Raw genomic sequence first — 24,958 nt, 5'->3', positions numbered from 1 at the left:
GAGGGCAGTGACACGTCAAGCCGGGTGCCCGTTCCGTGACCGTACGCACAAGAAGCGTCTCGCAAGCGTTACAGGAACCGGACTTATGTGCTCCGGCCCACCGGCAACGGGTCCGGCTACCGGTCCATCTCGGACCGGCGTGTCGCCGGAAGCCTGTAGCGTGACGTGTCGAACCACCGAGAGATGCCGCTCGCGCGCAGCGCGGCAAGACACGACGGCGAGGACTGATGGCACCCGAATCCGGACCACATGGCGGCGGAGTGTCGGATGCTGCTGACTCCTGGGGCGTCGGCGGGCTCGTCGGCGACGGCCGGTACCGACTGACCCACCGTCTCGGCCGGGGCGGTATGGCCGAGGTGTTCGCGGCGGAGGACGTCCGGCTCGGCCGCACCGTCGCCGTGAAGCTGCTCCGTGCCGATCTGGCCGAGGACCCGGTGTCCAAGGCGCGCTTCACGCGCGAGGCGCAGTCCGTCGCGGGCCTCAACCACCATGCCATCGTGGCGGTGTACGACTCCGGCGAGGACGTCGTGGACGGGCAGTCCGTGCCGTACATCGTGATGGAGCTGGTCGAGGGCCACACCATCCGCGATCTGCTGATCAACGCCGAGGCGCCGCCGCCGGAGCAGGCGCTCATCATCGTCTCCGGCGTCCTCGAGGCACTCGCGTACTCGCACCAGCACGGCATCGTCCACCGCGACATCAAGCCGGCGAACGTCATCATCACCAACAGCGGCGCGGTCAAGGTGATGGACTTCGGCATCGCCCGTGCGCTGCACGGCGCTTCGACGACGATGACCCAGACCGGCATGGTCATGGGCACGCCCCAGTACCTCTCCCCGGAGCAGGCGCTCGGCAAGGCCGTCGACCACCGCTCGGACCTGTACGCCACGGGCTGTCTGCTCTACGAACTGCTCGCGCTGCGCCCGCCGTTCACCGGCGAGACACCGTTGTCCGTCGTCTACCAGCACGTCCAGGACATGCCGGTGCCCCCTTCCGAGGTCTCGGACGTGGCCCCGCCGGAGCTGGACGGGCTCGCGATGCGCGCGCTGGCCAAGGACCCCGACGACCGGTTCCAGAGCGCCGAGGAGATGCGGGCGCTCCTGCAGTACGGGTTGCAGATGCTGCAGCAGCAGGGCAGCCACACGGGTGCCTGGAACACCGGCCCGGTCGAGATGCACGAGGGCGGCCACACCCCGGCGCAGGGCATGGGCGCGACGGCGGTCATGGGGCATCCGCACCACGGGGAGACCTCGAAGGGCCCGCTCCTCCCGCCGCGCAATCCGGAAGACGGCGCGTACGCCGCCGGGCCCGGCGGCGGCAGGGGCGGAAGGGGCAAGGTGTGGCTGTTCGTCGCGCTCGCGGTGATCGCGGTCGTGGCGGGTGTGGCCTTCGCGCTGGACCGGGCGGGCAACCCCGGCACGCAGCCGAAGGACGACCAGAAGGTCTCCGACACCCCGACCCAGTCCGACCTTTCGCCGACCCCCTCGGAGGAGCAATCCGAGGAGGAAGAGGAGGAGGACCAGGGCACGAACGGCAACCAGGGCCAATGGCCGCCGAGCGACCGTCCTTCCCGGCAGGAACCGCCGCCGTCGCAGCCGCAGAGCCCGAGCCACGACCCGAGCGACACCCCGTCGGACACCGAGGGCACCACGGACGGGACGACGGAGGGCAACACCAGCGAGGGCACGACGGAGGGCACGTCCACCGGTACGGACGCGGGCACGACGACCGGCACCGACGCCGGCACCACCACCGGTACCGATGCCGGTACGAGCACGGGCACGGACGCGGGCACGACGACCGGTACGGACGCGGGCGCGGACGCCGGCACCACCACCGGAACCACGCCGGGCTGACCCGGGGAGGGCCGCCCGGTCGGCGCCGTCAGCCGGCGAAGGCCTCGCAGACCGCCTCGTACTCCCGCGTCCACCACACCGCCAGGGCCGACACCGCAGGGAACTGCGGGTCGGCCCTTCGGTCGTGCAGCTGGTAGCGCCAGCGCAGTATCCAGAAGTCGTTGAGCCGCTCCCACCACACCCGGTGCACGGCGGCGGCGAGTTCCGCCGCGTCGGCCCCGGCCGCCCGCCGGTAGGCGTGCGCGTAGGCCCGTACCTTGCCCAGCTCCAGCCGGCCCGAGGGCCGGACGAAGAAGATCGCCGCGGCCCTCACGGCCTCCTCGGCCCGCGGCTGGACGCCCAGCCGGTCCCAGTCGACGATCGCGGCCGGCTCCGCACCTCGGTGGTCGCCCCGGTAGAGCAGGTTGAGCGGGTGGAAGTCGCCGTGCACCCAGCCGCCGGCGGCGGCCGGCGGCGGCCGGCGGTGCGCATGCCCTTCGAGCAGGGCGCGGCGCTCCAGCAGCCGGTGCTCGGCGAGGACGTCGAAACTGTCCCCGGGGCGATGGGTGCGGGCCAGCTCCAGCAGAGCGTCGATGAGGGCGAAGGTCTCCTCGGGATCCGCGCTCTCGTGCGGTCGTACCGTACTTCGGCGTCCCCCCGGCTCCGCGTCCATGACCCGCTCCAGGCCGGTGTGCACCAAGCCGAGGAGGGCGCCCAGCCGGCGGGACTCGAGGGTGGTGAGCTGGGCCCCGCGGCGGTGACGGCCGTTCACCCAGGGGTGCAGGGCGTAGCAGCGGCCGCCGATCACGGCCACTGTGTCGCCGGACCTGTCGGCCACGGGCGGGGCGACGGGAACACCGAGCGACTGGAGGCGGCGGACCGCCCGGTGCTGGCGGGCGATGGTCTCGCGGTCGGCGGTCGGCTCGTCGACGTGCTGCTTGAGGAAGTAGGCGCCGCGTGTGGTGGCGAGCCGGTAACCGCGGTTCAGCAGGCCCTGGGTGACGGGTTCGCAGGAGAGGGGTTCGCCGGCGTCCTCGTACCGGCGCAGCAGCGCGGCGAGGGGTGGTGGGCCGATCGGGGGTGGGGCAATAGCAGATGAGCGCGGCACCCTTCAGATGTTAGATCACCCAGCGTGTCGCCGATGTCGCTGCTCGGGACGGCCGGGGTGTGCACGGTGGCGAAGCGGGGTGTGAGGCGCATGCGGACCGGTTCGCCGGCGGTGACGCCAACGGCCTCGCGCGCGGCCGTCACCCCCGCGACCGGGTCCGCCCCACGCCCCCGCCCGCGGGCGCTTGTCCGGCGCCCGGAGGTTCCTCACCCGGACGGCTTCTGCCCGACCGGGTGGAATCCGGCGCTCCGGGTATACGGGTGCCTCAGTGCCGTTCGGCCCGGAGCCGTGCCACGTACGCGGCGGCCTGGGAGCGCCGTTCCATGCCCAGCTTCGACAGCAGACCGGAGACGTAGTTCTTGATGGTCTTCTCCGCCAGGTGCAGCCGTTCGCCGATGGCCCGGTTGGTCAGCCCCTCGCCGATCAGGTCCAGGATCCTGCGCTCCTGGTCGGTCAGGCTCGCCAGTCTGTCGTCGGTCTTGGGGGCGTTCCCGTCCCGCAGTCGCTCCAGGACGCGCGCGGTGGCGGCCGGGTCGAGCAGGGACCTGCCCGCCGCCACGTCCCGCACCGCCGTCAGCAGCTCGGCGCCGCGGATCGCCTTCAGGATGTAGCCGGAGGCCCCCGCCATGATCGCGTCGAAGAGGGCTTCGTCGTCCGCGTGCGAGGTGAGCATCAGACATTTGATGTCCTCGTTCAGCGAACGGACCTCCCGGCAGACCTCGATCCCGCTTCCGTCGGGGAGGCGAACGTCGAGGATCGCCACATCGGGGCGCACCGCAGGGATCCTGACCAGGGCATCTGCCGCCGTACCGGCCTCGCCGACGACCTCGATGTCGTCCTCGACGGAGAGCAGCTGGTGCACGCCGCGACGCACGACCTCGTGGTCATCCACCAGGAATACGGTGATTTTTCCTTCTTCGTGCACGGCCCAAGTCTCACATACTCACTCTTCCCATGCCGGGGCGACCGGGATAACGTGCCCGTGTTCCGGCAGCCGGCAAGGCTGTGACCAGTGGTTGTTCCCGTATTTCTCGATTTACTTGGAAATCCAAGCAAAATCGCAGGTCAAATGGGGTTTCGCAGGAATGCGCCCCACTGGGTAACGTGCCTTTGGCAGGCGCTCGCCGGGGCACCTGTCACGCCTGTTCCCGGCCGAGCCGCACCCACCCCGTGCACCGTAGGGAGACAGGCGAGCCGCACTGGACCCCGGCGGACCCCGGGAGCCGGACAGACGGAGGAGCACGCACGTGACCGTGGAGAACACTGCCGCGCGCAAACCGCGCCGCAGCAGTAAGCGCGTCAGCGCAGCGAAGAAGCCAACGGGTTCCGAGCCCCAGCTCGTACAGCTGCTGACGCCCGAGGGTGAGCGGGTCGAGCACCCGGACTACGACCGCCATGTCGCCGACCTCGGCCCCGACGAGCTCCGCGGGCTCTACCGGGACATGGTTCTCACCCGCCGTTTCGACGCCGAGGCCACGGCGCTGCAGCGCCAGGGCGAGCTGGGCCTGTGGGCCTCGCTGCTCGGCCAGGAGGCCGCCCAGATCGGCTCCGGCCGCGCCCTGCGCGACGACGACTACGTCTTCCCGACCTACCGTGAGCACGGCGTCGCCTGGTGCCGCGGGGTCGACCCGACGAATCTGCTCGGGATGTTCCGCGGCGTGAACCACGGCGGCTGGGACCCGAACAGCAACAACTTCCACCTGTACACGATCGTCATCGGCTCGCAGACGCTGCACGCCACCGGCTACGCGATGGGCGTCGCCAAGGACGGTGCCGACTCCGCGGTGATCGCGTACTTCGGCGACGGCGCCTCCAGCCAGGGCGACGTGGCGGAGTCGTTCACCTTCTCCGCGGTCTACAACGCCCCGGTCGTGTTCTTCTGCCAGAACAACCAGTGGGCGATCTCCGAGCCCACCGAGCGCCAGACCCGGGTGCCGCTCTACCAGCGCGCCCAGGGCTTCGGCTTCCCCGGCGTCCGCGTCGACGGCAACGACGTGCTCGCGTGCCTGGCCGTGACCCGGTCCGCGCTGGAGCGCGCCCGCCGGGGCGAGGGCCCGACGCTGGTCGAGGCGTTCACGTACCGCATGGGCGCCCACACCACCTCCGACGACCCGACCCGCTACCGCCACGACGACGAGCGGGCGGCCTGGGAGGCCAAGGACCCGATCCTGCGTCTCCGGAAGTACCTGGCCGCGCAGGGCCACGCCGACGAGGCGTTCTTCACCGAGCTCGACGCGGAGAGCGACGCGCTCGCCAAGCGTGTCCGCGAGGCGGTGCGCGCCATGCCCGACCCGGACGACATGGCCATGTTCGACAACGTCTACGCCGACGGGCACGCCCTCGTCGACGAGGAGCGCGCGCAGTTCGCCGCGTACCAGGCGTCGTTCGCCGACGCGCCGCAGGAGGGCAAGTAGCCATGGCCGTAGAGAAGATGTCGCTCGCCAAGGCGCTCAACGAGTCGCTGCGCAAGGCTCTCGACACCGACCCCAAGGTCCTCGTCATGGGCGAGGACGTCGGCAAGCTCGGCGGAGTCTTCCGCATCACCGACGGGCTCCAGAAGGACTTCGGCGAGGAGCGGGTCATCGACACCCCGCTCGCCGAGTCCGGCATCGTCGGCACCGCGATCGGTCTCGCCCTGCGCGGCTACCGCCCGGTCGTCGAGATCCAGTTCGACGGTTTCGTCTTCCCCGCGTACGACCAGATCGTCACGCAGCTCGCGAAGATGCACGCCCGCGCGCTCGGCAAGGTCAAGCTGCCGGTCGTCGTCCGCATCCCCTACGGCGGCGGCATCGGCGCGGTCGAGCACCACTCCGAGTCGCCCGAGGCGCTGTTCGCCCATGTGGCCGGTCTCAAGGTCGTCTCGCCGTCGAACGCGGCCGACGGCTACTGGATGCTCCAGCAGGCCATCCAGAGCGACGACCCGGTGATCTTCTTCGAGCCCAAGCGGCGCTACTGGGACAAGGGCGAGGTCGACACCGAGTCCATCCCGGACCCGCTGCACGCCGCCCGCGTCGCCCGCGCCGGCACGGACATCACCCTCGCCGCCTACGGCCCGATGGTGAAGGTCTGCCTGGAGGCCGCCGCGGCCGCCGAGGAGGAGGGCAAGTCGGTCGAGGTCCTGGACCTGCGCTCGATGTCCCCGATCGACTTCGACGCCGTGCAGCGGTCGGTGGAGAGGACGGGCCGGCTGGTCGTCGTCCACGAGGCCCCGGTGTTCTACGGCTCGGGCGCGGAGATCGCCGCCCGCATCACGGAGCGGAGCTTCTACCACCTGGAGGCGCCGGTCCTGCGGGTCGGCGGGTTCCACGCTCCGTACCCGCCGGCCCGGCTGGAGGAGGAGTACCTTCCGGGACTGGACCGGGTGCTCGACGCCGTCGACCGCTCGCTGGCGTACTGAGGAGAGGGTCGTGACGACGATGACTGACGCTTCCGCCCGCTTCCGCGAGTTCAAGATGCCCGACGTGGGCGAGGGACTCACCGAGGCCGAGATCCTCAAGTGGTACGTCCAGCCCGGCGACACCGTCACCGACGGTCAGGTCGTCTGCGAGGTCGAGACAGCCAAGGCCGCGGTGGAACTGCCCATCCCGTACGACGGAGTGGTGCACGAGCTTCGCTTCGACGAGGGCACCACCGTGGACGTCGGCACCGCGATCATCACCGTGGACGTGGCACCGGGCTCCGGCCCGGCCGAGGAGCCGCCGCCGGCGGCCACCGAGCCCGCAGTCGCGGCAGCCGAGCCGGAGGCCGGGGCGAAGGACAAGCCCACCGGCCGCCAGCCCGTGCTGGTCGGCTACGGCGTGGCCGAGTCCTCCACCAAGCGCCGTCCGCGCAAGGGCACCCCGGTGCCCGGGCAGGCCCAGCCGGCCGCGCGGGCCGAGGCCAAGGCGGCCGTGCAGGCCGAGCTGAACGGTCACGGGACCGCGGCGCCCGCCGCGCCCCGACCGCTGGCCAAGCCCCCGGTCCGCAAGCTGGCCAAGGACCTCGGAGTGGATCTCGCCACGGTCGTGCCGAGCGGACCCGACGGGATCATCACCCGCGACGACGTCCGTGCTGCCGTGGCCCCGGCCGAGGCACCCGCGCCCGCCGCGGCGCCCGAGCCCGTGGCCGCGGAGACCGTGGCGGCGCCTTCCGGCGCGGCGGCCGCCGGCGCCCGCGAGACCCGGATCCCGATCAAGGGCGTCCGGAAGGCCACCGCCGCGGCGATGGTCGGCTCGGCCTTCACCGCGCCGCACGTCACCGAGTTCATCACGGTCGACGTCACGCGCACGATGAAGCTGGTCGAGGAGCTCAAGTCCGACAAGGACATGGCCGGGCTGCGGGTGAACCCCCTGCTGCTCATCGCCAAGGCGCTGCTGGTCGCGATCAGGCGCAACCCGGAGGTCAACGCCGCCTGGGACGAGGCGAACCAGGAGATCGTGCTCAAGCACTACGTCAACCTGGGCATCGCCGCGGCCACCCCGCGTGGTCTGATCGTGCCGAACATCAAGGACGCGCACGCCTTGACCCTGCCGCAGCTCGCCGGGGCCCTCGGCGAGCTGGTGTCCACGGCCCGTGAGGGGAAGACGACGCCGGCCGCCATGCAGGGCGGCACGGTGACGATCACCAACGTGGGCGTCTTCGGGGTCGACACCGGTACGCCGATCCTCAACCCCGGTGAGTCGGCCATCCTCGCGGTCGGTGCGATCAAGCTGCAGCCGTGGGTCCACAAGGGCAAGATCAAGCCGCGCCAGGTCACCACGCTCGCTCTCTCCTTCGACCACCGACTGGTCGACGGCGAACTGGGCTCCAAGGTCCTGGCGGATGTCGCCGCCGTGCTGGAGCAGCCGAAGAGGCTCATCACCTGGGCCTGACCAGCCGGTTCACCACGCGGCACCGCACGAGGAAGGTCCCGGGATGCCAACGCGTCCCGGGACCTTCCCGTCGGTCGGTGCGCGCGTCGATCAGTCGCGCTGGGCGCCGGCCGGGAGCGGGCGCAGCTCCATCGAGCGGGCGCTGGTGGAGGCGAAGCCGAAGTCGAGCAGCTTCGCCGCGTCCTTGAAGCGGTTGTCGCCGGTGGACGAGGCCAGGACGACACCGGTGTAGGTCCTGCCGTTGCGGGTCGCGGCGAAGACGAGGCAGGGGCCCGCCGCCGTGCCCGTACCGGTCTTCACACCGATGGCGCCGTTGTAGGAGCCCAGCAGCTTGTTGGTGTTGTACCAGGTGTACGTGCGGGTGCCGCCGGTGCTGGTCGTGGCAGGGGCCTTGTACGACGTGGGCTTGACGACGTCGCGGAAGACGGAGCTGCTCATGGCGTGTCGGGCGAGCTTCGCCAGGTCCCACGGGGTCGTGTAGTTGTTCCCGGTCGTGGAGATGCCGTCGAACGAGTCGAACTTGGTGTTGACCAGACCGAGCTGCTTGGCCTTCGCGTTCATCTTGCCGATGAAGGACTTCGTGCGGGCCGAGGTCGTCGTGCCCGTGCCGAAGGTGTCGGCGAGGGCGTACGCGGCGTCGCAGCCGGACGGCAGCATCAGCCCGGACAGCAGCTGGCGGACGGTCAGCTTGTCACCGGTGCGCAGGTCAGCGGTGCTGGCGCCCTCGCGGGCGACGTAGTTGCGGTACTCCGCCTTGACCGTGACCTTCTTGTTCAGGTCGACGCCCGGGATGGTGAGGACTGTGATGGCCGTCACCAGCTTCGTGGTGCTCGCCATCTGGCGGCGCGTGTTGTTGGCCTTGCCGTATATGGGCTTGCCGTCCGCCTGGTCCAGCAGGAATCCGCCCTTGGCGGTGATGGACGGGATCGGCGTGGCCGCCTGCGCGGGGGCGGCCAAGGGCGAGGCCGTCAGCAGCAGACCACCCGCGAGAGCGACGGTGGCGGCGCGGCGCAGGCCCTTGTGGCTGGTTTTCAAAGGAAACGCTCCGATTAGTCGCGTATGCGTCGAAAGCCTGGCTTTCACAGTCAAATGGGGATCTGGAGAAAGAACGATCCCGATACAAGACACGTGAGGGGCGCGAATGGATGCACGGGTGTGACGCGTGTTTCGGCCGGGCTTCCCCGGCGCCGCCTCCCCGGGGCGGTGCACGCGCCCGCGCTCGCGTCCGGTCCCGTGCTCCGGGCCGTCCTGAATGGCGGACACGTCCACGGATGCACACCTGTTGTATCTATGCTGTGCGCATGCCCGCCGCCCCCGTGAGACAGCCCCCTGCCGCCGACCGCGTCTACGCCCACATCAAGCAGGCCGTCCTCGACCGCCGCTACGAGGGCGGCACCCTCCTCACCGAGGGCGAACTCGCCGAGGCCGTCGGGGTCTCCCGCACCCCCGTCCGCGAGGCGCTCCTCAAGCTGGAGATGGAAGGGCTCCTCAGGCTCTACCCGAAGAAGGGCGCGCTCGTCCTCGCCGTCTCCGCACAGGAGATCGCCGACGTCGTCGAAACCCGGCTGCTGGTCGAGGAGTTCGCCGTCCGCAGGGCCGTACCCGCCCCGCCCCGGCTGATCGAGCGCCTGGAGGAACTGCTCGAGGAGCAGAAGCGGCGCGCCGAGTCCGGCGACCTCGCCCAGGTCGCCGTCACCGACCGCTGCTTCCACGCGGAGATCGTCCGGCACGCCGGGAACGAGATCCTCTCCCGCCTCTACGACCAGCTGCGCGACCGGCAGTTGCGGATGGGGGTCGCCGTCATGCACTCGCACCCCGACCGCATCGCCAAGAACGTCGCCGAGCACGCCGAGATGCTGGACGCCATCAGGGCCGGTGACACCGAGCGGGCCGCGGCCTGCGTGCACCAGCACCTGGGCTGGGTCAAGGTGCTGGTCCGGGGTGAGGAGCGATGAGCCGGGAAACCGCCGCACTGCCCGGTGATCCCCCGGGCGGACGCCGGGCCGCCCTCGTCTGGGGCATCGGCGTCTCCGTCTACTTCGTCGCCGTCATCTTCCGTACGTCGCTGGGCGTCGCCGGACTCGACGCCGCCGACCGCTTCGACGTCAACGCGTCCGCGCTGTCGACGTTCTCCATACTCCAACTGCTCGTCTACGCGGGCATGCAGATACCCGTCGGCCTCATGGTCGACCGGCTCGGCACCAAGAGGGTGCTGACCATCGGCGTCGTCCTCTTCACCGCGGGACAGCTCGGCTTCGCGCTCTCCCCCTCCTACGGCACGGCCCTCGGCGCACGGGCCCTCCTCGGCTGCGGCGACGCGATGACCTTCATCAGCGTGCTGCGGCTCGGCTCCCGCTGGTTCCCCGCCCGCCGGGGACCGTTCGTCGCCCAGGTCGCGGCCCTGTTCGGCATGGCGGGCAACCTGGTCTCCACGATCGTGGTCTCCCGGATGCTGGACGGCCTCGGCTGGACCGCGACGTTCGCGGGCAGCGCCGCGGCCGGAGCGGTCGTCCTCGTCCTGCTCCTCCTCTTCCTCAAGGACCATCCCGAAGGCTGGGAACCGCCACCCGCCGAGCACGCCGGGGCGGCCTTCGTCCGCCGGCAGATCGCCCTCTCCTGGCGCGAGCCCGGCACCCGTCTCGGGTTGTGGGTGCACTTCACCACCCAGTTCCCCGCGATGGTGTTCCTGCTGCTGTGGGGGCTGCCGTTCCTCGTCGAGGCCCAGCGGCTCCCCCGGGACACCGCGGGCGGGCTCCTCACCCTCGTGGTCGTCTCCAACATGGTGGTGGGACTGGTCTACGGCCAGATCGTCGCCCGGCACCACGCCGCACGGGCGCCCCTCGCCCTCGGCACGGTCGGGGCGACCGCCACGGTGTGGGCCGCCGCCCTCGCCCATCCGGGACCGGCCCCGATGTGGCTGCTCATCACCCTGTGCGCGGTCCTCGGCGCATGCGGACCCGCGTCGATGATCGGCTTCGACTTCGCCCGGCCCGCCAATCCGCCGGACCGCCAGGGGACGGCGTCCGGGATCGTCAACATGGGCGGCTTCGTGGCCTCCATGACCACGCTGCTGGCGGTGGGCGTACTGCTGGACGCGACCGGCGGCGACTACCGGATCGCGTTCTCGTCCGTCTTCGTCCTCGAGGCGCTGGGCGTGACGCAGATCCTGAGGCTGCGGGCGCGCACGGTGCGACGGGAGCGGGAGCGGCTGGTGTCGAGCCGGGTCGAGGCGGTGCACGTCCCGGCGTGAGGCGCACGGTGCATGCCGGGGGCGTACGCGGCACGGCGTCCACGGCACCCCCGAGACGTGCACCGCCGACGGGCGGCCCGGGGCACGGCGTCCCGAGCCCGGGGCACGCGGCCCGGACGCCACCCGCTACGGCGTCACCGCGAACGAGTCCAGGATCGCCCCCGCGAGGTCGGTGTTCCCCTCGATCTTGATCCGGTCGGCGACTGCCGCGGGCCTGACCCGTCCGGCCGCCAGCCGGAAGTACGTCTCCCAGTCCAGTGCCAGCGTCGCGGCCGGGCCCAGCGAGGGCGCGCCGTCGATGGTGCCGCGTCCGTCCGCGTCGACCCGCACCGTACGCAGGAACTCCACCGGACCGTGCACGTCGAAGACCACCGCCGAATGCGGAGGGGCGCCGGCGTCCTTGGCGACGACCCTCGGCAGCACCGCGAGGAAGTTGTCACGGGCGACGAGCGCGCCGGGGGAGTCGAGGTTGCCCGGCCTGTTCAGCGCGGTGCGCAGGTCCTGCTCGTGCGCCCAGATGTCGAACGCCCGCATACGGTAGGCAAGTTCCAGCGTCTGCTCCGTACCCAGCGGGGCGCGCACCAGCGTGTCGGGAGCACGGTTCTCGTTCCGCAGCTGCCGGTTCCGCCGGATGATCGTGTACTCGAGCTCCGCGGTCATCTCCGGCGCCGTGTGGTGGCGGCGCACATCGACCTGCATCTCCATGTAGCGGGCGAACTCGCTGCGCACATGGTAGAGATCGCGTGGCAGCGTGTGGATCGGCCGGGGATCACCGAGCATCTCGCACTCCATGCCGATCACGTGCGACACGATGTCGCGCACCGACCAGCCGGGGCACGGCGTCGCGCGGTTCCACTCCCCCTCGGCGAGCGGCTGCACCAGCTCGGATATGGCTTCGACGGAGTGGGCCCAGGCGTCGGCGTAGGTCTGGAGACTGGGATGGACGGTCACGGAACCCCTCGGCGGTCGTGCGCGGGCTGGGTGCAGGCGGCTGCCGGGGGTCCTGGGGGTGACCCCCGGGAGAGAACAGTACGCTGCCCTTGGGCACCCCGGCAGTGCTTTCGTGTGACGATCGTAGGCCCGTGTTGACGGCTCGAATGCCAGGACGGTGGTAGTGTGCGCGCCTCACTCATCCAGATCGCAGTAGACCGGGACGAATCGGTGGATTCCCGCCGCAGTCGAGCGGCCGAACTGGTCCGGGAACAGCGCGGATCCGACCTCGTCGTCCTCCCCGAGCTCTGGCCCGTCGGGGCCTTCGCGTACGAGGCCTTCGAGGCGGAGGCCGAGACGCTGGACGGTCCCACGCGCCAGCTCATGGCGAAGGCGGCCGCCGACGCGGGCGTCTGGCTGCACGCCGGGTCCGTCGTCGAACGGGCGCCCGACGGGCGTCTCTTCAACACCTCGCTCGTCCTCACCCCCGAGGGCCGCCTCGCGGGCGTCTACCGGAAGATCCACCGCTTCGGCTTCGACAAGGGCGAGGCCGTGATGATGGCCGCGGGCGAGGAGCTGGTGACCGTACGGCTCCCCGAGGCCACCCTCGGCCTCGGCACCTGCTACGACCTGCGCTTCCCGGAGCTCTTCCGCGGCCTGGTCGACGCCGGAGCCGACGTCCTCGTCGTCCCCGCCGGCTGGCCCGAGCGGCGCCGTGCCCACTGGACCCTCCTGGCGCGGGCCCGCGCCGTCGAGAACCAGGCGTACGTCCTCGCCTGCGGCACCGCCGGTACCCACGCGGGCGTGGAGCAGGCGGGCCACAGCATCGTCGTCGACCCCTGGGGTGAGGTCCTCGCCGAGGCGGGTGGCGGGGAGGAGGTCCTCACGGCCGACCTCGACCCGGAGAGGCCCGCCGCTACCCGCGACCAGTTCCCGGCCCTCAAGGACCGCCGCCTGGGCCTGGCGCCGCCCTCGGCACCCGGGGTCTGACGCTCCGGGAACCTCCCCGCCCCTCCCCGCCGCTGCCCGGCGTTCCGGGAAAGGGGCGGCTCCCGCCGGGCCGGCCCCGGACCCGCCGGAGGTGCGCACTCCGGAAGTGGCACCCTTGGACTCATGACCGCCGCTTCCCCCGCGCCCCGCCGACGTGCCCGTGTTCGTGCCCCCGAGCTGATCGGCGAGGGCGGATGGTTGAACACCGGAGGCAAAGAGCTCACCCTCGCTGACCTGCGGGGTAAGTGCGTTGTTGTAGATTTCTGGATTTCCTGAACCAATGTGAGCACTTCTCGCTAGCGTTGGGAGGTGCACCAACACACCACTGCTGACCTGTACTTGCGCCTGTCCCTGGACCGGGAGGGCAAGACGGCGATCGACCGCCAGGAAGCCGACTGCCGCGCATGGGCGGAGCGCAACGGACTGACCGTCCGCAAGGTCCACATCGACCGTGGACGTTCCGGTTACAAGAACGTCAGCCGCAAGGGGTTCGATGCGGCGATCACAGCAGCCACGGCCGGCGTCGTGGGCGTTCTGATCGTCTGGAAGCTCGACCGCCTGTCCCGCAAGGGCATCGGCGAGGTCGGCAAGGCGCTGGACGACATAGGCCGGGTCGGCGGACGGCTGGTCTCCGTCATGGACGGCCTCGACACGAAGAACGACAGCGCCCGGGTCACCATCGCGATGCTGGCGGAACTGGCGCGCAACGAGTCCCGCAACCTTGGGATGCGCGTCGGCAACGCCAAGCGGTACCTACGCCAGCGGGGCCAGTGGATCGGCGGACAGCCGCCTTACGGGCTGCTGGTGGACCCGGAGGCGAAGAAGCTCGTCCATGACCCCCAGACCGCCGTCTACGCACGCCTGATCGCCGACGAGGCGCTGTCCGGGAAGGCCCTCGTCCACATCGCCCGGCTGCTGAACGAGCACGGGGTGGAGTCCGCTCGTGGAGGCGAGTGGAACTCGTCCAGCGTCATGCAACTCCTTCGCTCACCGGCCTTCGCCGGTCTCATGCCGCAGACCGAGTACGAGGAGCAGCCGGACGGGACACGCAAGTACATGAACCGGGTCTCTCCCTACCGGGACCCGGAGACGCTCGAAACTGTGAGTATCGGCGAGGGGATCATCACGGTCGGGGAACGTGAGCTCATCCTCCGCCAGCTCGAAGCGCGCACGTTTCCTCTGGCGGGGAAGCGGCACGGCCACAAGCAGGGGAAGTCGCTGCTCACCGGGATAGCGCGTTGTGGGCTGTGCGGGGCCCGGATGAGCAAGGCCGGCACGTCGTACCAATGCTCCAGCCACCGGATGGGGCGAGGATGCTCGGGCGTATCGGCTCGCGTGGAGAGCATCGATGACTACGTGACCCGGGCGTTCCTCTCACGCCTTCCGTCCCTGGAGCCCCAGGACCCGCTGCTCACCGTGATCGCCGATCGCTGGGTGCAGAGGGAGGACCCGGAGGTTTTTGCGAAGCGGGACGCGATCGAAGCTGAGATCGCGGACGAGGGGGCCCGTCTGGCGGATCTGGAGGAGGCCAGGTACGTCCGCGGCGAGTTCACCGGCGCAGACGCGATCGACCGGTACAACCGGCTCGCAGGACGACTTCGTACCCGGATCGAGGGGCTGCGCGCGGACCTACTGCGAATGCCGACCCCTTCCGTGGACATCTCTCCGCTTCTGGATGCGGGCCTGCTACGTGAAGCTTGGGAAGCCGACGACGCAGCCGGAAGGCGTGAACGCCTTGGCCTTGCAATCGATCGCGTGGAAGTCCAGCGAGGCAGGGTGGGCGTGAGGTTCAACGGTGACGAGCGCTGCCGGATCGTCTGGGCGACCGGAGACGACGCTGGGTGGAGTCAACGGGTGACGGGGTGACGGAATGACGGTCGAAGCCCATTACCTCTTTAAGAGATTTCTGAGTCTCTATAGATGGAATAGAACAAAACGTCATTCCGTCACTTCGTCACTGGGGCCATCGGAGGGTCGGCGCGAAGTTGGGCTGTGGTCACCATCCCGACCCCGGCCCCAGCTCGAAACACGCACGCTGGGTGCGACGCCGTTTTTCGGGCCCATCATCGCCCTGACCAGCGGATATCGACCGCCGCAGGCGCGAGAGCGACAGAATTAACGCCCTGCAAAGCCCGCCGAACGCCCCATGATGCCGCCCGGAAAGCAGGGCAACACCACGAGCCTCCGCACTCGTCACTCCTGATCGGGACGGCGGACTCGGGAGCTCTCGTCCCTTCGCTGGCACCCCAACGGCCCTGTCTGAAGGCCATCTTGCGCGGCTCAGCCGCAGGGGTGAGGCTCGTGCACGCTGGTGCAACCCACTCGACGGCGGGAGCGACCATGACCCTAAAGTTCCTCGGCATCATCCCGAACACGCCGACTGACGAGTCTCCGACGATCTGGCTCCATGAGGAGACCGGCGACCTTCTGATTCAGTCGTACAAGGCGACCGAGGACGAGGTGAAGGCGTGCCAGGAGATCGGTTCGATCCCGGGCCACTCCACGGACGTTCCGGACCACGAGACGTTCATCCGGCTGCCTGCGGTGATGCTGAAGTACATCCCGCGCCCGGACGACAACTGAGAGGCAGGCCGTGCAGCCACCCGCCCGTCATGCACTGGCACGAGCACAGCACTCGGCGGTGCACCTTGAGTTGCGTGACAGCTACATGCTCGATGACCCCGAGTTCATCGCGTGGCAGCAGGGGAAGCGCCTCGACCCCGCTGACCGGTCTTCGTGGTGGGGCGGCTGGCACGACGCGGTAAGCGAGGCGACGGCCCGAGGGGTCGTGGTCCGGCGGCTCCGGATCGTGTCGGAGCCGATCAGCGACTACGTGCGGTACGAGTACGACTGCACCTTCACGAACATCGCGGCGGGTGAACTGGTCCGGTGGCTGCCACGGCGGCAGACCACGGACTTGGCCCTGCCGGGAACTGACTTCTGGCTGTTCGACGGTGGGCAAGCGCTGTTCCACCACTTCACGGGGAACGGGCAGCTCGACAAGGACGGGCGGGAGTACACGGAGGAGCCCGAGCGGGTGAAGCTGTGCGCCGTCGCCTTCGAAGCAGCCTGGCAACGGGCCGTTCCGCACGAGGAGTACCGACCGCGCTGAGCTGTCACCACCATGGCCGTCTCACCCTCATCAAGCGCACAGCAGGCCCGGCAGGCTCTGGCGAATCGACTCGCTGAGCTGTGCCGGGATGCCGGCCTCACCGGACGGGACATCGCCCGTCTGTGCTCCTGGCACCCGTCCAAGTCGTCACGGATCATGAACGCGCGCACGCCCCCGTCCGCCGACGACATCCGAGCGTGGTGCCAGGCGTGCGGGTCGGAAGATCAAACGGAAGACCTGTTGGCCTCGCTGCGCACCGCCGAAGGCATGTGGGTCGGGTGGCGGCGCATGGAGCGCGCCGGGCTCAAGCAGGCACAGGAAGCCCGTCTCCCGCTCTTCGAGCGAACCCGCCGGTTCCGCTCCTACTCCTCGTGGTTCATCCCGGGCCTGATCCAGACCTACGGCTACACCGAAGCGGTTTTGCGGGCTGTCCAGCGGAGGCGCGTGGAGGTGGACGACGTGGCCGACGCGGTCGCCGTCCGCATGGAGCGTCAGCGCGTCCTCTACGAAGGTGACCGGCGGTTCGCGTTCCTGGTTGAGGAATCGGTCTTGCGGAACGGGCTCGGTGGGGCGGACGTGCAGGAGGAACAGCTCCGCCACCTCCTCACGGTCGGCTCACTGCCCAGCGTCAGCCTGGGCGTGGTCCTCACACGAACCGAACGCTCCCGGATGCCGGTGGAAGGGTTCTGGATCTTCGACACCGGACAGGTCAACGTCGAGTTGGTCTCTGGCTACCTCACGCTGACCCAGCCGAGCGAGGTTGCCGCGTACACGGACACGTTCACCGAACTCGCCGGCATGGCCGTCTACGGAGTGAAGGCCCGCGCGGTGATCGCGAGCGCCATGCAGACACTCAGGTGAAAACCGTGCAACCTCGTGCAATCTCCTGGGAGTTGCAGCCCCGGCGTTCCTAGCGTGGTCGCTACACGGACGACACAAGGAGCGGGGCCGTGAAGCCGATCACGTATGCGCAACCCCCGGTAGAGCTGCCGTTGCGCACAGACCCGGAGCCCGGACCAGTGGCCGGTTGCGGGGTCTGCGCCGCCCTGGCCGCAGAGCGCCGGGAAGCCCGTCTTCGGGGCGACCGCTCCACGGTCAGCGATTGCAACGTGGAGCTGCGGAACCACCCGCACCCCAAGGGGGCGGCATGACCGTGAGAGCCGTGCTCCGGTACGTCAGCTACGTCATGCACCGCCACCCCTCAGCGGAGACGACGGCCACGGCGCGATGTCTGAACCCGGATTGCCAGTGGATAGCCGCGCCGACCGGGAGCGCGGACGTGTGCACCGACATGTGCATACAGCACACTGGTCGGACAGGCCACATGACCTTCCTCCGGGAGTTCTCGGAGGTCGCAGTGGTCGAGCGTGCTCATTGAGCGTGTCAATCGCCGACCTGGTGTTCCACGCGGTGGCGGATGTACTCGTCCGGGTGGGACCGGGCCGTCGACACCGCCGCTTCCACCAGGTCGTGCAGCTCCGGGGGGTAGGCCGACTTCCGGAGCGACAGACCCGGCAGGATGCAGCGTCGGACATCCAGGTGCTCGTTGTTCACGAACTCATGCAAAGCAGCTTCATTCCACTCGGCCACCACGGCCGAGCCGTCATCGGACCCCGCCTGACCGGTAAATCCCGGGCTCTTGGCCCGTACGAGGGGCATCGGCAGGGGTAGGGCTGACCAGTACCAGGCCCGCGCGGCGCCCGCTCGCTCAAGGTCCGTGCCGGTCCGCAGGTACCCGAGCAGCGCGGATTGGACGCGGCTGTGTCCGAAAGCGTTCAGAGCCGGCTCGATGAAACCACGGTTGAAACTCGGGTTGGGATCGTGGACGGCCGCCTTGACGAGTGCGCCGAACGCTGCTTCGGACAGGTCCATGCCTTGGCGGCAAGCCTCACGCAGCGCCGCCCGAGCGCGGTGCTCCCAGGTCAGGGGTCCACCCGGCTGAGGCTCGGGAGCGACGGCGAGCCCGAGGATTCGGACGACCTCCTCCAGACACGTGGCGAATGGCTCCCGCTTGTCCTCGGTGCGGTCCGGCAGCGCCATGAAGCTCTGTTCCGTCCGCGCCGTCTCACCGGCAGTCGTCTCGTTCCCGCCCGCAGCCATTCGTCGCTCCCCCCGTCCTACGCGTGTGATCCGACGTTCATACCAGGATGGCAAGCTTGAAGCATGAACGATGCCGCCCCCGCGCCCGCGCCCCGACGTGCCCGTGTCCGTGCCCCCGAGCTGATCGGCAAGGGCGGCTGGATCAACACCGGCGGGAAGGACCTCAAGCTCGCCGACTTCCGAGGTCGCACATTGATCTTGGATTTTTGGACGTTCTGCTGCATCAACTGTCTGCACGTCCTGGACGAGCTGCGCGAGCTCGAGGAGAAGCACCGCGACACCACGGTGATCATCGGTGTCCACTCGCCGAAGTTCGCTCACGAGGCCGAGCACCGGGCCGTCGTCGACGCCGTCGAGCGGTACGAGGTGCACCACCCGGTCCTCGACGACCCCGAGCTCGCGACCTGGAAGCAGTACGCGGTACGGGCCTGGCCGACGCTCGTGGTGATCGACCCCGAGGGGTACGTCGTCGCCCAGCACGCCGGTGAGGGCCACGCGCATGCCATCGAGCGCCTCGTGGAGCAGCTGGAGGTCGAGCACGAGGCGAAGGGGACGCTGCGGCGCGGGGACGGGCCGTATGTGCCGCCGGAGCCGGTCGCCACGGATCTGCGCTTCCCGGGAAAGGCCGTGCGGCTGCCCTCCGGGCGCTTCCTGGTCTCCGATTCGACCCGGCACCAGCTCGTCGAGCTGGAGGCGGACGGGGAGACCGTCGTACGCCGGATCGGCGACGGCGACTTCCGGGAGCCGCAGGGGCTCGCGCTGCTGCCGTCGGGGAAGGTGGTCGTCGCCGACACCGTGAACCACGCGCTGCGGACGTTCGATCCCGGGACCGGCGTGATCGAGCGGGTCGCGGGGACGGGGCGGCAGTGGTGGCAGGGGGCGCCGACGTCGGGTCCGGCGCTGGAGGTGGACCTGTCCTCGCCGTGGGACGTGGCCTGGTGGCAGGGCAGGGTGTGGATCGCCATGGCCGGCGTCCACCAGCTGTGGACGTACGACCCGGAGAGCGGCACGGTCGAGGTGGCCGCCGGCACGACCAACGAGGGTCTGGTGGACGGGACGGCCGCCGAGGCGTGGTTCGCGCAGCCGTCCGGGCTGGCCGCTGCCGAGGACCGGCTGTGGATCGCGGACTCGGAGACATCCGCGCTGCGCTGGATCGGCACCGACGGCATCGTGCACACCGCCGTCGGCACGGGCCTCTTCGACTTCGGTCACCGCGACGGGGCCGCCGGACAGGCCCTGCTCCAGCACCCGTTGGGCGTCACCGCGCTGCCCGACGGCTCGGTGGCGGTGTCCGACACGTACAACCACGCGCTCCGTCGCTACGATCCGGCGTCGGACGAGGTGACGACTCTCGCGACCGACCTGCGCGAGCCGTCCGGCGCGGTGCTGGACGGCGAGGAGATCGTCGTCGTGGAGTCGGCGCGGCACCGGCTGACGCGGCTGCGGCTGCCCGAGGAGGCCGTCCGCGTCGAGGCCGTGGCGCACCGTACTCGGCGTGCCGCCACCGAGGTGGCACCGGGGACGCTGCGGCTCGACGTGGTCTTCCAGGCTCCCGAGGGGCAGAAGCTCGACACCCGTTACGGCCCGTCGACCCGGCTGCTGGTGTCGTCCACCCCGCCCGAGCTGCTGGCCGGGGGCGAGGGCGCGGGCACCGACCTCTTCCGGGAGCTGGAGCTGGGTCCGTCGGTGACGGAGGGCGTGCTGCATGTGTCGGCGATGGCGGCCTCCTGCGACGACGATCCCGCGAACCCGTACCCGGCGTGCCATGTGCACCAGCAGGACTGGGGTGTTCCGGTCCGCGTGACCCGGGACGGGGTGGCCCGGCTTCCGCTGGTGCTCGCGGGCATGGACGACGCGTAGCCGTTCCCGGCCGGCGCGACGACGACCGCGGCCACCGCGGCGAGTACGGCGGCGTGCTTGTTGCGGGACGGACCGCGATGGTGCACGACGGCCGTCCCCTGTCCCAGGAGAACCATGCGAAACACCGTGCCCGGCACGGTGTTCTCGCGGATGTCAGCGTCGGCGGATGCCGACGGACACCGGCCCCGGGCGTCCCGCCGCCGACCGGATCGGGCCGTCGGCGCGTCAGCGCTCGTAGCCGCTGTGCCGGGGCTCCTCCACCACGGTCGGGGCGACCGGGGGGACGACCGCCCGGCGGCGGCGCGCGATGCTGGTGAAGGTGGCGACGCCGATGATGCCGACCGCCATCATGATCAGCCCGACCAGGTCGAGGTTGACGCTCTCGGTCTCCCAGTCGGTCGCGAAGGTGAGAATCGCCCCCGCGCCGATCAGCAGGATGCAGCCTCCCAGGCCCATGATCTCCGCCTCCCGTGTCGATGTAGGACCTCCGGGTACCCCGGCGGGCGACACCTACGCGGGAGAGCCGGCACGACGTCCGCCGGGCACTCGGCGGAGGCCGGGCGGATCAGCCTTCGAGGAACGCCACCAGTGCGTTGGCCAGCAGGTACGGGTCGTCCGCGCCGCAGAGTTCGCGGGCGCTGTGCATCGAGAGGATCGCGACGCCGATGTCGACGGTGCGGATCCCGTGGCGGGCGGCGGTGATCGGGCCGATCGTCGTGCCGCACGGCATCGCGTTGTTGGAGACGAACGTCTGCCACTCCACGCCCGCACGTTCGCAGGCGGCGGCGAACACGGCCCGGCCGCTGCCGTCCGTCGCGTACCGCTGGTTGACGTTGACCTTCAGGATGGGGCCGCGGTTGGGGCGGGGGTGGTGCGTGGGGTCGTGGCGTTCCGCGTAGTTGGGGTGCACGGCGTGGCCCGTGTCGGAGGACAGGCAGACGGTGCCGGCGAAGGCCCGGGCGCGGTCCTCGTAGGTGCCGCCGCGGGCGAACACCGAGCGTTCCAGCACCGATCCGAGGAGCGGGCCGTCCGCCCCGGTGTCGGCCTGGGAGCCGTTCTCCTCGTGGTCGAAGGCGGCGAGGACGGGGATGTGAGCCAGGCCGTCCCGCTCGGAGACGGCGGCGAGCGCCGCTGTGCCGGCGTGCACGGAGAGCAGGTTGTCCATCCGCGGGCCGGCGACGAGTTCGCGGTTCCGGCCCAGGAAGGCGGGGGCCTCCAGGGCGTGGGTCATCAGGTCCCAGCCGGTGACCTCGCCGGGTGCGAGTCCGCTCTCCTCCTCCAGGAAGGAGATCAGGTCGCCTTCCCTGACGGTGTCGCCGAGGCCCCAGATGGGCTGCATGTGCTTCTGCTTGTCGAGCTGCAGCCCCTTCTCGTAGATGGAACGGTCCATGTGGATGGCGAGTTGGGGCACGCGCAGCAGGGGCCGGTCGACGTTCACCAGGCGGGTGGAGCCGTCCCGCAGCGTGAGCCGGCCGGCGAGGCCGAGGTCGCGGTCGAGCCAGGAGTTGAGCAGCGGTCCGCCGTAGATCTCGACGGCGATCTGCCGCCAGCCGTGCGCGCCCATGTCCGGCTGGGGCTTGACGCGGAGGTTGGGGGAGTCGGTGTGGGCGCCGACGATGCGGAAGGGGGTGTGGGCCGGAGCGCCCTCCGGCACGTACCAGGCGATGATCGCGCCGCCCCGGAGCACGTACTTGCCGCCGCTGGTCCCGTCCCAGGCGTCGGTCTCCTCGACCCGCCGGAATCCGGCCTTGTCCAGCCGCTCGGCGGCGTTCGCCACGGCGTGGTAGGGCGAGGGGCTCGCCGCCAGGAAGGACATCATGTCCTCGGTGAGGCCGCGGTCGAAGGCGGCGGGCGACGGGGAGGCTGCACGGCTGCTCATGGTGTTCACCTTAACGAGCGTTCCCCGAGGGCCCGGTCCGCCCGGTGGGACGGGCCGTCCGCGGTGCGGCACGGGGGTGGGGGGGCACGATACGGCGGAAGGCCCGCTCCGTCCCGGAGCGGGCCTTCGCGACGGTGTGGTGCGGGCGCGGACTAGAAGGCCGCCTCGTCCAGCTCCATCAGGTCGTTGTCGACGCCCTCGGCGATCTCGCGGGCGAGCGAGACGCCCGGCAGGACGTTGGCGGCGAAGAACTTCGCGGCCGCGATCTTGCCCTGGTAGAACGCCTTGTCCTTGGCGGAGGCGGTCTCCAGCTTCTCGGCGGCGACGGCCGCACCGCGCAGCAGCAGGTAGCCGACGACGACGTCGCCGGAGGCGAGCAGCAGGCGGGTGGTGTTGAGGCCGACCTTGTAGATGTTCTTGACGTCCTCGCCGGTGGCGGTGAGGTCGGTGAGCATCCGGCCGACGATCGCCTCCAGGTCCACGGCGGCCTTGGCGAGGGCGTCCCGGGCGCCGTTCAGCTCGTCGCCGCCGGTGCCGACCGCGAGGAACTTCTTGATCTCCTCGGCCAGCAGGTTCAGCGATGCGCCCTGGTCACGGACGATCTTCCGGAAGAAGTAGTCCTGGCCCTGGATCGCCGTGGTGCCCTCGTACAGGGTGTCGATCTTGGCGTCGCGGATGTACTGCTCGATCGGGTACTCCTGCAGGTACCCGGAGCCGCCGAAGATCTGCAGCGACTGGGCGAGCTGCTCGTACGCCTTCTCGGAGCCGTAGCCCTTCACGATCGGCAGCAGCAGGTCGTTCAGGCCGTGCAGGGACTTGGCGTCCTCGCCCGTGGACTCCTTGAACGCGATCTCGTCCTGCACCGCGGCGGTGTAGAGGACGAGGGAGCGCATGCCCTCCGCGTACGCCTTCTGCGTCATGAGCGAGCGGCGCACGTCGGGGTGGTGGGTGATGGTGACCTTGGGCGCGGTCTTGTCCATGAAGTTCGCCAGGTCGGGGCCCTGGACGCGCTCCTTGGCGTACTCCAGCGCGTTGAGGTAGCCCGTCGACAGCGTGGAGATCGCCTTCGTGCCGACCATCATGCGGGCGAACTCGATGATCATGAACATCTGGCGGATGCCGTCGTGCTTGTCGCCGATCAGCCAGCCCTTCGCGGGGTGCTTGTCGCCGAAGGTCATCTCGCACGTGTTGGACGCCTTGAGGCCCATCTTGTGCTCGACGTTGGTGGCGTAGACGCCGTTGCGCTCGCCCAGCTCGCCGGTCTCCCAGTCGAAGTGGAACTTCGGTACGAGGAAGAGGGACAGGCCCTTGGTGCCGGGGCCGTGGCCCTCGGGGCGGGCGAGGACGTAGTGGAGGATGTTCTCCTCCATGTCGTGCTCACCGGAGGTGATGAAGCGCTTCACGCCCTCGATGTGCCAGGAGCCGTCGTCCTGCTGGATCGCCTTGGTGCGGCCGGCGCCCACGTCCGAGCCCGCGTCGGGCTCGGTGAGCACCATGGTGGAGCCCCACTGCTTCTCGACCGCGATCCGGGCGATCTTCTTCTGGGCCTCGTTGCCCTCGTCGTGGAGGATGCCGGCGAACGCCGGGCCCGAGGAGTACATCCATATCGCCGGGTTCGAGCCGAGGAGCAGCTCGGCGTACGACCAGACGAGGGAGCGCGGCGCGGTGGTGCCGCCGATCTCCTCGGGGAGGCCGAGGCGCCAGTACTCGGAGTCCATGAATGCCTTGTAGCTCTTCTTGAAGCTCGCGGGCACCGGGGCGGTGTTGGTCTCGGGGTCGAAGACCGGCGGGTTGCGGTCGGCGTCGGCGAAGGACTCGGCGAGGTCGTTCTCCGCGAGGCGGGCGATCTCGTCGAGGATGCTCTTGGCGGTCTCGACGTCCATCTCCGCGAACGGGCCCGTGCCGTACAGCTTGTCGCGCCCGAGGACCTCGAAGAGGTTGAACTCGATGTCGCGGAGATTCGACTTGTAGTGCCCCATGGCGACGGCTCCGTAACGGATCGGGGAGGAGGCAGGGTTCCTCGTACATCTACCAGCAAGTAGCTACGATGATGCTACCCGTCGGTAATAAGAAGCAACCCCTCACGGACATCTGTGACGCGGCCCGCATCCCACGGCACTTCCGGGCCCGCCGGCTCGCACCAGACTGTCTTGCTGTCCGGGCCCCGGTCCACACCCCGGCGCGGACTCACCGCGTCGAGCACCCGCTTCACCGCCCTCACCGCCCCTCGGGGCGGCGAGGGGCGGTGGCCCCGTCCGTGACTCGAAGGTGCTCCGTGGCCCGGTCCTCGCGGTCGGCACCGGAGCGCGGTCGTCCTGCGTCGGCGCGATCAGGTCCAGGGGGCTCGGCCGCTGAGGCACGGCCGGCGGCCGCGCCCGCTCCCGGCGGAGCCTCGGTAGGCTTGCGCCCATGTACGGCTACGACCAGACCCCCGGCGGTCAGCAGCACTACGGCCCCCCGCCGCAGCAGCCGATGTCGGGCGCGGGTATGCCCGGTGCCGGGATGCCCGGAGCGGGCTACGGTGAGCAGCCGCTGTACCCCGAGCCGTCGCCGCCTTCGCTCGCCGACGCGGTGCGGGCCTTCACGACGGGGTCGCTCTCCGCGGAGGACTTCCAGCAGGTCTTCGCGACGTCGAAGGTGTACTGCCCGCGTGGGGACAATCCCGGCTTCCTGGCGCTGCACAACACGCAGCAGCCGGTGATCCCGATGTTCAGCTCGCTCAAGGAGCTGCGCCGCTACGCGGGCAAGGAGTCCAAGTACTTCGTGATCACCGGCGCCGAGGTGATCGACCTGCTGCCCACCGGGTACGGCTTCGTCCTCGACATGGAGGGCGAGCATCGGATGGTCTTCGACGCGAAGGCCGTCGAGCAGATGGTCGACTTCGCGATGCGGCGCATGTACGGGTAGTGCCCGCACCCGGGTGGTGCCCGCACCCGGGTGGTCCCCGCACCCCGGTGGTGCCCGCACCCGGGTGGTCCCCGTACTCCCTTTCTCTCCGTCAGACGGCCGGCGAGCACCCTCCGCGGTGTCGCCGGCCGTCTGTG

At 70.3% G+C, this 24,958-nt stretch carries 22 protein-coding genes; 14 read left to right on the top strand and 8 right to left on the bottom strand.

Translation table 11 applies throughout. The annotated features are described in order from the left end of the window. Positions 1-227: 227 nt before the first annotated feature. Entirely contained in the window at positions 228-1,856 is a 1,629-nt protein-coding gene (locus FEF34_RS18360; protein WP_138054138.1) for a protein kinase domain-containing protein, read from the top strand. A 28-nt stretch (positions 1,857-1,884) separates the two neighbouring features. On the opposite strand, the gene FEF34_RS18355 is transcribed toward FEF34_RS18360, so the two are convergent. Beyond that, entirely contained in the window at positions 1,885-2,943 is a 1,059-nt protein-coding gene (locus FEF34_RS18355; protein ID WP_138054137.1) for a phosphotransferase, read from the bottom strand. A 265-nt stretch (positions 2,944-3,208) separates the two neighbouring features. Further along, the gene (locus FEF34_RS18350; protein ID WP_138054136.1) at positions 3,209-3,868 is read right to left on the bottom strand and encodes a response regulator; all 660 of its coding nucleotides are present in this window, start codon (positions 3,866-3,868) and stop codon (positions 3,209-3,211) included. A 322-nt stretch (positions 3,869-4,190) separates the two neighbouring features. Here FEF34_RS18350 and pdhA point away from each other — a divergent pair, with 322 nt between their 5' ends. From pdhA to FEF34_RS18335, 3 genes are read left to right on the top strand one after another with little or no spacing between them, the layout of a single operon-like run. Then, complete coding sequence (gene pdhA, locus FEF34_RS18345; RefSeq protein ID WP_138054135.1) at positions 4,191-5,357, top strand: pyruvate dehydrogenase (acetyl-transferring) E1 component subunit alpha; 1,167 nt, start codon at positions 4,191-4,193, stop codon at positions 5,355-5,357. Between the two features lie 2 nt (positions 5,358-5,359). Then, positions 5,360-6,340 carry an alpha-ketoacid dehydrogenase subunit beta gene (locus FEF34_RS18340; RefSeq protein WP_138054134.1) on the top strand — a complete coding sequence of 327 codons (981 nt, stop codon included), beginning with the start codon at positions 5,360-5,362 and terminating at the stop codon, positions 6,338-6,340. A gap of 10 nt (positions 6,341-6,350) precedes the next feature. After that, positions 6,351-7,793, top strand: coding sequence for a dihydrolipoamide acetyltransferase family protein (locus tag FEF34_RS18335; RefSeq protein ID WP_138054133.1), 1,443 nt, complete (start codon positions 6,351-6,353; stop codon positions 7,791-7,793). A 90-nt stretch (positions 7,794-7,883) separates the two neighbouring features. On the opposite strand, the gene FEF34_RS18330 is transcribed toward FEF34_RS18335, so the two are convergent. After that, positions 7,884-8,807 carry a D-alanyl-D-alanine carboxypeptidase family protein gene (locus tag FEF34_RS18330; RefSeq protein WP_138057566.1) on the bottom strand — a complete coding sequence of 308 codons (924 nt, stop codon included), beginning with the start codon at positions 8,805-8,807 and terminating at the stop codon, positions 7,884-7,886. A gap of 287 nt (positions 8,808-9,094) precedes the next feature. On the opposite strand from FEF34_RS18330, the gene FEF34_RS18325 reads away from it, so the two are divergent. Both FEF34_RS18325 and FEF34_RS18320 read left to right on the top strand, forming a co-directional pair. Then, positions 9,095-9,748, top strand: a complete 654-nt coding sequence (locus FEF34_RS18325) for a GntR family transcriptional regulator (protein ID WP_171053001.1) — start codon at positions 9,095-9,097, stop codon at positions 9,746-9,748. Continuing rightward, positions 9,745-11,043: an MFS transporter gene (locus FEF34_RS18320; protein WP_138054131.1), complete on the top strand. Its 1,299-nt coding sequence runs from the start codon at positions 9,745-9,747 to the stop codon at positions 11,041-11,043. Before FEF34_RS18325 ends, FEF34_RS18320 begins: the two co-directional genes overlap by 4 nt. Positions 11,044-11,169: 126 nt before the next feature. Here FEF34_RS18320 and FEF34_RS18315 read toward each other — a convergent pair whose 3' ends face one another. Further along, positions 11,170-11,994 carry a maleylpyruvate isomerase family mycothiol-dependent enzyme gene (locus FEF34_RS18315; protein WP_138054130.1) on the bottom strand — a complete coding sequence of 275 codons (825 nt, stop codon included), beginning with the start codon at positions 11,992-11,994 and terminating at the stop codon, positions 11,170-11,172. Positions 11,995-12,159: 165 nt separating this feature from the next. On the opposite strand from FEF34_RS18315, the gene FEF34_RS18310 reads away from it, so the two are divergent. The 6 genes from FEF34_RS18310 to FEF34_RS18285 all read left to right on the top strand — a co-directional run bounded on the left by FEF34_RS18310 (position 12,160) and on the right by FEF34_RS18285 (position 17,226). After that, complete coding sequence (locus tag FEF34_RS18310; protein WP_138054129.1) at positions 12,160-12,963, top strand: carbon-nitrogen family hydrolase; 804 nt, start codon at positions 12,160-12,162, stop codon at positions 12,961-12,963. Between the two features lie 309 nt (positions 12,964-13,272). Then, positions 13,273-14,829 carry a recombinase family protein gene (locus tag FEF34_RS18305; RefSeq protein ID WP_138054128.1) on the top strand — a complete coding sequence of 519 codons (1,557 nt, stop codon included), beginning with the start codon at positions 13,273-13,275 and terminating at the stop codon, positions 14,827-14,829. A gap of 474 nt (positions 14,830-15,303) precedes the next feature. Then, complete coding sequence (locus FEF34_RS18300) at positions 15,304-15,546, top strand: hypothetical protein (protein WP_138054127.1); 243 nt, start codon at positions 15,304-15,306, stop codon at positions 15,544-15,546. A gap of 10 nt (positions 15,547-15,556) precedes the next feature. Beyond that, complete coding sequence (locus FEF34_RS18295) at positions 15,557-16,075, top strand: DUF6879 family protein (RefSeq protein ID WP_325063638.1); 519 nt, start codon at positions 15,557-15,559, stop codon at positions 16,073-16,075. Positions 16,076-16,087: 12 nt separating this feature from the next. Then, positions 16,088-16,936 carry a helix-turn-helix domain-containing protein gene (locus FEF34_RS18290; protein WP_138054125.1) on the top strand — a complete coding sequence of 283 codons (849 nt, stop codon included), beginning with the start codon at positions 16,088-16,090 and terminating at the stop codon, positions 16,934-16,936. 89 nt (positions 16,937-17,025) lie between these two features. Then, the gene (locus FEF34_RS18285) at positions 17,026-17,226 is read left to right on the top strand and encodes a hypothetical protein (RefSeq protein ID WP_138054124.1); all 201 of its coding nucleotides are present in this window, start codon (positions 17,026-17,028) and stop codon (positions 17,224-17,226) included. A 232-nt stretch (positions 17,227-17,458) separates the two neighbouring features. Here FEF34_RS18285 and FEF34_RS18280 read toward each other — a convergent pair whose 3' ends face one another. Continuing rightward, a complete protein-coding gene (locus FEF34_RS18280) occupies positions 17,459-18,175 on the bottom strand; it encodes a hypothetical protein (protein ID WP_234042448.1) in 717 nt (238 codons plus the stop codon). 63 nt (positions 18,176-18,238) lie between these two features. Between FEF34_RS18280 and FEF34_RS18275 the strand changes: the two genes are divergently transcribed. Further along, positions 18,239-20,035, top strand: a complete 1,797-nt coding sequence (locus tag FEF34_RS18275; protein WP_138054123.1) for an NHL domain-containing thioredoxin family protein — start codon at positions 18,239-18,241, stop codon at positions 20,033-20,035. 225 nt (positions 20,036-20,260) lie between these two features. On the opposite strand, the gene FEF34_RS18270 is transcribed toward FEF34_RS18275, so the two are convergent. From FEF34_RS18270 to FEF34_RS18260, 3 genes are all read right to left on the bottom strand, one after another. Further along, positions 20,261-20,491, bottom strand: coding sequence for a DUF6458 family protein (locus FEF34_RS18270; RefSeq protein WP_138054122.1), 231 nt, complete (start codon positions 20,489-20,491; stop codon positions 20,261-20,263). Between the two features lie 109 nt (positions 20,492-20,600). Continuing rightward, on the bottom strand, positions 20,601-21,914 hold the full coding sequence (locus tag FEF34_RS18265; protein WP_138054121.1) for a M18 family aminopeptidase: 1,314 nt from the start codon (positions 21,912-21,914) through the stop codon (positions 20,601-20,603). Between the two features lie 152 nt (positions 21,915-22,066). Beyond that, positions 22,067-23,893, bottom strand: coding sequence for an acyl-CoA dehydrogenase (locus FEF34_RS18260; protein ID WP_138054120.1), 1,827 nt, complete (start codon positions 23,891-23,893; stop codon positions 22,067-22,069). Between the two features lie 430 nt (positions 23,894-24,323). On the opposite strand from FEF34_RS18260, the gene FEF34_RS18255 reads away from it, so the two are divergent. Then, positions 24,324-24,821, top strand: a complete 498-nt coding sequence (locus tag FEF34_RS18255; protein ID WP_093653707.1) for an SseB family protein — start codon at positions 24,324-24,326, stop codon at positions 24,819-24,821. Positions 24,822-24,958: the final 137 nt, after the last annotated feature.

Source organism: Streptomyces marianii (assembly GCF_005795905.1).
In the GTDB taxonomy this organism is placed as follows: Bacteria; Actinomycetota; Actinomycetes; order Streptomycetales; family Streptomycetaceae; genus Streptomyces; species Streptomyces marianii.
This window is presented reverse-complemented; position numbering and strand designations above follow the sequence as displayed.